The sequence below is a fragment of the Myroides sp. C6-3 genome (assembly GCF_050522425.1).
In the GTDB taxonomy this organism is placed as follows: Bacteria; Bacteroidota; Bacteroidia; order Flavobacteriales; family Flavobacteriaceae; genus Flavobacterium.
This window is the reverse complement of sequence record NZ_JBMVQP010000014.1, coordinates 78397-86768: the sequence shown is the minus strand read 5'-3', so window position 1 is coordinate 86768 and position 8372 is coordinate 78397. Positions and strand designations below refer to the sequence as shown.

Annotated in this window: 8 protein-coding genes; 7 read left to right on the top strand and 1 reads right to left on the bottom strand. The window is 37.7% G+C overall.

The features are described from left to right. The coding region (locus ACPDG9_RS08040; RefSeq protein WP_430527244.1) for a hypothetical protein at positions 1–196 on the top strand (196 nt) is incomplete at its 5' end. Positions 197–277: 81 nt separating this feature from the next. After that, on the top strand, positions 278–2539 hold the full coding sequence (locus tag ACPDG9_RS08035; RefSeq protein ID WP_430527243.1) for an aconitate hydratase: 2262 nt from the start codon (positions 278–280) through the stop codon (positions 2537–2539). A gap of 150 nt (positions 2540–2689) precedes the next feature. On the opposite strand, the gene ACPDG9_RS08030 is transcribed toward ACPDG9_RS08035, so the two are convergent. Continuing rightward, positions 2690–3505: a LysR substrate-binding domain-containing protein gene (locus ACPDG9_RS08030; protein ID WP_430527245.1), complete on the bottom strand. Its 816-nt coding sequence runs from the start codon at positions 3503–3505 to the stop codon at positions 2690–2692. Between the two features lie 172 nt (positions 3506–3677). Between ACPDG9_RS08030 and ACPDG9_RS08025 the strand changes: the two genes are divergently transcribed. The 5 genes from ACPDG9_RS08025 (at position 3678) to ACPDG9_RS08005 (ending at position 8357) form a co-directional block, all read left to right on the top strand. Continuing rightward, positions 3678–4898 (top strand): MFS transporter, encoded by a 1221-nt coding sequence (locus ACPDG9_RS08025; RefSeq protein ID WP_430527242.1) that lies wholly within the window; start codon positions 3678–3680, stop codon positions 4896–4898. 75 nt (positions 4899–4973) lie between these two features. Continuing rightward, the gene (locus tag ACPDG9_RS08020) at positions 4974–6290 is read left to right on the top strand and encodes a solute carrier family 23 protein (RefSeq protein ID WP_430527241.1); all 1317 of its coding nucleotides are present in this window, start codon (positions 4974–4976) and stop codon (positions 6288–6290) included. Between the two features lie 113 nt (positions 6291–6403). Beyond that, the gene (locus tag ACPDG9_RS08015; RefSeq protein ID WP_430527240.1) at positions 6404–6982 is read left to right on the top strand and encodes a TlpA family protein disulfide reductase; all 579 of its coding nucleotides are present in this window, start codon (positions 6404–6406) and stop codon (positions 6980–6982) included. A 157-nt stretch (positions 6983–7139) separates the two neighbouring features. Further along, entirely contained in the window at positions 7140–7379 is a 240-nt protein-coding gene (locus tag ACPDG9_RS08010; protein WP_430527239.1) for a hypothetical protein, read from the top strand. A 129-nt stretch (positions 7380–7508) separates the two neighbouring features. Further along, positions 7509–8357 (top strand): helix-turn-helix domain-containing protein, encoded by an 849-nt coding sequence (locus tag ACPDG9_RS08005; protein WP_430527238.1) that lies wholly within the window; start codon positions 7509–7511, stop codon positions 8355–8357. The last annotated feature ends 15 nt before the right edge of the window (positions 8358–8372 follow it).

Genomic DNA, 8372 nt, shown 5'->3' with positions numbered 1-8372 from the left:
CCTCACAAACCTCACAAACCTCACAAACCTCACAAACCTCACAAACCTCACAAACCTCACAAACCTCACAAACCTCACAAACCTCACAAACCTCACAAACCTCACAAACCTCACAAACCTCACAAACCTCACAAACCTCACAAACCTCACAAACAACAATTCGCAAAATAGAACCATTTTAAATACAGTGTTTTAACATTTGTATAGAACTTATTAGCGGTAAAAATCTGTAAATTGTTTAGAAATTTTAATTCGTATAAATAAAAGAATTGTTATTATGGCTTTTGATATTGAAATGATTAAAAAAGTGTATGAGAAGATGCCAGATCGCGTGGCAAAAGCACGTGAATTAGTTGGGCGTCCTTTGACACTTACAGAGAAAATTTTATACACACACTTATGGGAGGGAATGCCTACGCAAACCTTTGAACGCGGAAATGATTATGTAGATTTCGCTCCGGATCGCGTAGCTTGTCAAGATGCAACAGCACAGATGGCGTTATTGCAATTTATGCATGCTGGAAAAGAAAAGGTAGCTGTGCCTACTACAGTGCATTGTGACCACTTGATCCAAGCAAAAGTTGGAGCTGCAACCGATTTAAAAGTTGCAGAAACTCAATCTTCAGAAGTGTTTAATTTCTTGTCTTCTGTATCAAATAAATATGGAATCGGATTTTGGAAACCAGGAGCTGGAATTATCCACCAAATTGTTTTAGAAAATTACGCTTTTCCAGGTGGTTTGATGATTGGAACGGATTCTCATACCGTAAATGCGGGTGGATTAGGGATGTTGGCTATTGGAGTTGGTGGAGCAGATGCTGTAGACGTCATGTCGGGTATGGCTTGGGAATTGAAGTTTCCAAAATTAATCGGAGTGAAGTTAACCGGAAAATTAAACGGATGGACGGCCCCGAAAGATGTGATTTTAAAAGTAGCGGATATTCTTACGGTAAAGGGAGGAACTGGGGCTATTGTTGAATACTTCGGAGAAGGAGCTTTGTCGATGTCTTGTACTGGAAAAGGAACCATTTGTAATATGGGAGCTGAAATTGGAGCGACAACTTCGACTTTCGGATATGACGATTCAATGCGTCGTTATTTAGCCGCTACTGGACGTCAAGATGTAGTAGATGCAGCTGATAAAGTAGCAGAGCACCTAACAGCAGATGCTGCAGTATATGAAAACCCAGAGCAATATTTTGACCAATTAATCGAAATTAATTTATCGGAATTAGAACCACATATCAACGGACCTTTCACACCAGATAGAGGAACACCTGTATCAAAAATGAGAGAAGATGCCGAGAAAAATGGATGGCCACTAAAAGTAGAATGGGGATTAATCGGATCGTGTACCAACTCTTCGTATGAAGACATGTCAAGAGCGGCGTCTATTGTGGAACAAGCCGTTAAACAAGGAATTACACCAAAAGCAGAGTTTGGAATTAACCCCGGATCTGAACAGATTCGCTATACGATCGAAAGAGACGGTATCATCGAGACCTTTGAAAAAATGGGGACTAAAGTATTTACCAATGCTTGTGGACCTTGTATCGGACAATGGGATCGTGCAGGAGCAGATAAAGGTGAGAAAAATACAATTGTTCACTCGTTTAACCGTAACTTCTCCAAACGTGCGGATGGAAACCCGAATACACATGCTTTCGTAACATCGCCAGAAATGGTAGCTGCGTTGGCGATTGCTGGAGATTTAGGGTTTAACCCGATCACAGATACGTTAATCAATGATGAGGGGCAAGAAGTAAAATTACTCCCTCCAACTGGAGATGAATTGCCAAAAAGAGGATTTGATGTTGAAGACGCAGGATATCAAGCACCAGCTGAAGATGGTTCAAGTGTAGAAGTAGTAGTTTCTCCAACCTCTAGTCGCCTTCAATTGTTAGAGCCTTTTGCTCCATGGAATGGACAAAATATCACAGGGGCTAAATTGCTAATTAAAGCTTTTGGAAAATGTACCACAGACCATATCTCTATGGCTGGTCCATGGTTGCGTTTCCGTGGTCACTTAGACAATATTTCAGACAATATGTTGATTGGTGCTGAAAACGCATTCAATCACCAAACCAATAAAGTGAAAAACCAGTTAACTGGCGCTTATGATGCCGTACCTGCAGTACAACGTGCGTATAAAGCAGCAGGAATTCCTTCTATTGTTGTGGGAGATCAAAACTACGGTGAAGGATCTTCTCGCGAACACGCGGCTATGGAACCTCGTCATTTAGGGGTGGCTGCAGTATTGGTGAAATCATTTGCCCGTATTCACGAAACAAACTTGAAAAAACAAGGAATGTTAGCCCTTACATTTGCCAATGAAGCAGATTATGACAAAGTACAAGAAGATGATACCATCAACTTCTTAGACTTAACTGAATTTGCTCCTGGGAAACAATTACACCTTGAATTCGTTCATGCAGATGGATCTAAAGATGTAATTGCAACTAATCATACCTACAATGCGAGTCAAGTGAAATGGTTTAAAGCAGGATCTGCCTTGAATCTAATTGCAGCTGGTAAATAATAGATTATTGGAAAGAGGAGAGAAGAAAGAAGATGAACATCTCACCCTCTTACAAAAACAAAAAAGGTTCGGTTTTTAAAACCGAACCTTTTTTTATGAACTCATAACAGATCACTCATAACAGATCACTCATAACAGATCACTCATCACTCACAACTGATTATAGTCCTCCTTATTTTCTGCTTTCAGTAAATCAATAAAATACAACGCAGCTTTTTTCTGATAGCTGTCTTTTAAGCGCAGGGTAACCGCCTCTCGTTTCATGTTTTTATCTCGAATCGGAATGGCACATAACTCTTTTTCTCCGTGGACTGTCGCTAAAGTAAGAATGGTTTGAAAAGCACCTGTTCGAACTAAATCCACAATCGTAGCGGTATAATTAACCTCTACCGTAATATTGGGGTGTATTTTATATTTTTCAAATTGACGATCTAAAAAATCTCGAGTACTGAACCCTTGTACGGGAAGTGCTAAAGTTAGTTGCTCCACTTCTTTTAAATTGATGCTCTTTAGGTTTGCTAAGGGACTATTGGCAGAAACAATCACCGACATATCCGAACTCATGATCGGTTCATGAACGAGCTCATCCCTGTGTTTTCCTTCGTAAAAAGTAAGCGCAAAATCAATTTCTTGTTTGAGTAAGGCATCAATTAATTCTGTCGTTGTGCCAAAGGTAACTTGGAGCTTGATTTTAGGGAATTGTTCAATAAAGCCTTTAAATGCATTGATGACGATTGATTTTAACCCCCATGTCAATCCAATACTCAAGGTTCCTGTGTTGATTTGCTTCAAATCCTCAAGGATTAGCTTGCCGTCATTTGACGCTTGAATACTCTTTTCTGCATATGTCGCAAAGAGTTCGCCTGCTTCAGTAATAGAGATGCGTTTACCAATGCGATCAAATAGGGGAATACCCAATTCATCTTCCAATTGTTTAATCTGTTGAGAGAGTGTGCTCTGTGTAATTTAAAGCTCTTTTGCTGCTTCCGTAAAATTGAGCAGTTCTTTGGCTTTTAAAAAGTATTTGAGTTGTCTTAGTTCCATGGGTTAATCGGTTTTATCGATTGATGTTATAGAAAAATATCGTTTTACAAATTTAGAACTTAAGCTTAACTTTACTTCAAATAGCAAGATAAAAATGGCAACAACGACGTATATTGACTTTAGAGAGACTGAAAAGGCAGTCAAAGGCAGCGTGCGATATAAGCGAATTAAATGGGGGATTTTTTTAATAGGAGTTTCTGTTTTTGCACAATTGTATAATTATCAACCGTTGTTGTCTGAGATTACCCAATATTTTGCCGTTACTCCTGCGGAAAGTAGCTATTTGGTTTCGGCTTCGACTTTTGGAATGGCAATAGGATTGCTGTTATTTGCTTTTATTGCAGATCGTTATCCTAGAAAAGACATTATGCTTTTTTCGCTAATTACTTCAACGCTGTTGACGTTGACTTCTGTGTTTGTTACTGATTTTTCGCTTTTGATTAATATTAATCTAATCAAGGGTATTTGTATTTCTGGGGTGTCTGCAGTAACCTTGGCGTATTTGGCAGAGGAAATTGATGCTAAATCTATCGGAACGGCCATTAGTTTTTACTTGGCAGGAAATACGTTTGGCGGAATGTTTGGTCGTATTATAGCTGCCTTGGTTAGTGGTTGGTTTAATTGGCAAGTAGCCGTTTTAACGATCGGTTTATTGGCCCTGGGAATTGCCGTTCTCTTTTATTTTCTCTTTCCTGAATCCAATTTTTTTCAACCTCATAAAGTCAAATTTGACAAAAAACTAAGACAAATGCAACGCATTTTTAGAAACAAGAAAATACTAGCCATGTATGTGGTTGCGATTTGTTTGATGGGAACCTTTGTCAGTATTTACAACTATCTCGGATTTAAATTAGAAGCTCCTCCGTACAATTTACCGCATTATATTATTGCCTTGATTTTCTTGATGTATGCTTTTGGAATTGTAGGTAATTTAGTCGCAGGGCGATTATCTGATCGATACGCTGCTAAAAATATACTTCTGTTAGCGCTTGTCTTATTGTTAGCAGGTGTAGGGTTGATGTATAGCTCTAATTTATTCATCATCTTATTAGGACTCACTCTTTTTACGATTTCCTTTTTCAGTGGACATACCATAGCGAGTCGCGTAGTAACTCAATTAGGAGGAAAGGCCAAGAGTTCTGCAACAGCGTTGTATTGGTTTTTTTACTATATGGGATCTACCTTAATTGGCAGTTCTACTGGTTTTTTTATTAATAAGGATCATTGGGGTGGATTCTTTTTGACTTTACTCCTTTTAGCTTCTATCGCTCTTTTGGTAACCTATAGCAGCACGCGTACTAGATCTACTAAATAAGGAGTATCCCAATCAATTGTTTCCGTTTTGTTTGAAAATAATCTATTTTCGTATCAATTTAAAAAGGAAAACACGATGAATGACAATCAGGATCAAAAGGTCATCTTGGCAATTGACGAGAAACCCCAACTGGGACAATGGTTATTGTTGAGTATTCAGCATTTATTTGCCATGTTTGGCGCAACAGTTTTAGTGCCAACTTTGACGGGAATGGATCCTGCCATTGCTTTGATATCTAGTGGAATTGGTACCTTAGTTTTTATTGCTATTACAAGGGGGAAAGTACCTTCGTACTTGGGGTCTTCCTTTGCATTTATCAATCCCATTATTGCCATTAAAGCCATGGAACAAGTGACCTCAAATGAGGTGCCGGTCGGCAGTTTTTTGGTCGGTAGCTTTTTGGTCGGGGTGGTGTATTCTCTCGTCGCACTTTTAATTGCAAAGGCTGGAACCAATTGGTTGATGAAATTGTTACCTCCAATTGTAGTAGGACCCGTAATTATGGTGATTGGATTGGGATTGGCAAGCACTGCTGTAGGGATGGTTACCAATAATCCTATGGGTGAATATGATATTACGTATGTGACAATTGGTTTAGTTACGTTGATGATTACTATTGTAGCGGCTATTTTTACCCGTGGTTTTTTGAGCGTAATTCCTGTTTTAGTGGGAATTATCGGTGGTTATGTTTTTTCTGCTACCATGGGGGTGGTGAACTTCACGCCTGTATTAGAAGCCTCCTGGTTTCAGGTACCTAATTTTACAATTCCCTTTGTCGATTATACCCCTAGTGTAACACTCTACGTTGTCTTTGTCATGCTTCCCGTAGCTATTGTACCAATCGCAGAACATATCGGACATCAATTGGTGTTGAGTAAAGTAATCAATAAAGATCTAATTAACGACCCCGGTTTAGATCGTTCCATGCTTGGAGACGGTGTAGCAACGATGCTGGCTGCTATGATCGGAGGTCCACCGAATACTACTTATGGCGAAAATATCGGTGTTTTAGCGATTACCCGTGCTTTTAGTATTTACGTATTTATAGGTGCTGCTTGTTTTGCCATTCTCTTTGGATTCTGTGGTAAAATTACAGCCTTATTGGCTACAATACCTTCTCCCGTGATGGGGGGTGTTTCGATCCTGTTGTTTGGGATTATTGCTTCTAGTGGTTTGCGTATGTTAGTAGAAAATAAAGTAGATTTTAAAATAAAAAGAAATCTAATCATCTCTTCTGTCATTTTAATTATTGGAATTGGGGGAGCAGCAATCCATATTGGTGATTTAATGTCAATTGAGGGGATGGCATTAGCTTCCATTATTGGTATTATTTTAAATATTGTATTGCCAGGAAGGAAAGAAATTACCTTTGATGATATGTTTAAGGAATAAAATTGTGAATGTATTAGATAAAAAAGGTTAAAAATTATTAAAAATAAAATTAATATTTTTTATTTGGCAATATGTATATAAAGTTTATATATTTATGCTAAATAAAATTAGGTATGTTTAATAAAGGAGAAAAAAAGAGAAAAGGATGGATTAGCAATCTTGTTTTTATCCTTATTCTTTTTGTATTGCTATTCACTCCACTAGGGACGACATTTAAAGTATGGATGAATAAGCTACTAGCGATGAGTCCCAGTTTAGAGAAACAAGAAGACTTTGAACAGGTAAGTTTAGAAGGTTGGACTTTGTTAGATGAGGAAGGTCGGGTATTCGATATGGCGACAACCAAAGGAAAAGTAGTTATCTTAAATTTTTGGGCTACTTGGTGTCCTCCTTGTATTGCTGAAAAACCTAGTTTTCAAGCGCTATATGATGATTACAAAAACAACGTTGTCTTTTTGTTTGTCACCACAGATAATGCTGAAAAAGTGAAAGCTTTTAAAGAAAAGCACGGGTATACGTTACCTTCTTATTTTCAACAAGATGGACCACCTGCAGCCTTGTATTCTACCTCTTTACCCGCTTCTTATGTAATTGATAAGAAAGGAAATATCGTGGTGAAAAAGACAAGAGCCGCGGATTGGAATAGCTCTAAGTTTAGAGTGATATTAGATGAATTAATTGAAGCAAAATAATAAAAAGTCTTTGGGAAACCAAAGACTTTTTTTATGAGGTAACGTTTAGTTCGATTGGCTAATGTGGTAGGGTTGAACAGGGCTTAGTTACGGTTAGGTTTGTTTATCTAGTTAATTTTTAGTAACTTACAAGTTGTATCATTTAAAATTTAAAAAGATGACCTCAAATGAGATTTTGGAGCTAGATACCACTAGCATTTGCGAATTAGTAGGAAAAAGGTTTATGGTTTCGTATAAAGAAGAGCAGAACGGAACAATGAAATCCGTTCAAAGAGATAAAAAACTCATTGCACTCGATTATTCGGATAAACAACAGGTGAATCACTACATTTTTAGTGATGGTAGGCAACATTTTAAAGTGCCACACGCCCATTTAGTAACAATGACTCAATTGTAAAGGATAAAGAAGACTCGTTTTAACGAGTCTTTTTGTTTTTTTAAAACGCTACCTTTGCTCTTTCTTCGTCCGGCAAAGTGAAAAAGAAGTACTATTGCATTAGGATAAAGTTGATAAGCTAAAGCATACATGAAAGCAAAGACAAAGGTTGTTCAAGTGCAGCAAATGGATAAAAATATCCCTATTGAATACTACAGAATCGAGGAGAGTATCGATCTGTTTGAATTCGAAGGACATTATCAATATGATTTTTATCAAATTTATTGGTTTGTATCGGTGGATACCCCGCAAGAACACGAGATTGACTTTATTTCCTATCCTATTAAACCACAAGAAATTTGGATTATTTACCCCGGACAGGTGCATCACTTTGATCCGCGCTTTAGCAAAGGATACTGTTTAGTGATTGACAAGCATTATTTTAATAGTGTGTTGTTTAAAGAAGCGAAGCAGCAATTCTTTACTGGGAATAATCAGTTGAAATTTGAAGTTCCAGCCAAGGAAGTTCAACGCTTGGAGTATTTGCATTTACTGATTGAGATTGAATTCAATTCGTTTAAACGCGCTGTGGTTTTAGAGCAATACCTACAGCTGTACGTCGTTCATTTACAAGATTTACCCCTCATTCAAGGGCAACATAAGGTCTTGGATGAACGCTTGCATAAACTATTGCAACTAATTGAAGAACACTATATCACACAGCGAAAAAATGAATTCTATGCTGATCAAGTGTCTCTTTCTGTAAAGCGAATGAATGAAATTTTATTTCACGCTATTGGCAAAACACTGAAACAACAACTTCAAGAGCGATTGCTGCTAGAAGCGAAGCGCTTAGTTGGTTATAGCAGTGATAATATCCAAACAATAGCGGATACTTTAAACTTTTCTGAGGTGTCTTATTTCAATCGGTTTTTTAAGAAATTGACGCAGCAAACACCTAAAGAATTCCGCGAACAGGTGAAAAAAGTCCAAGGATAAGTCCTATTTGGATAA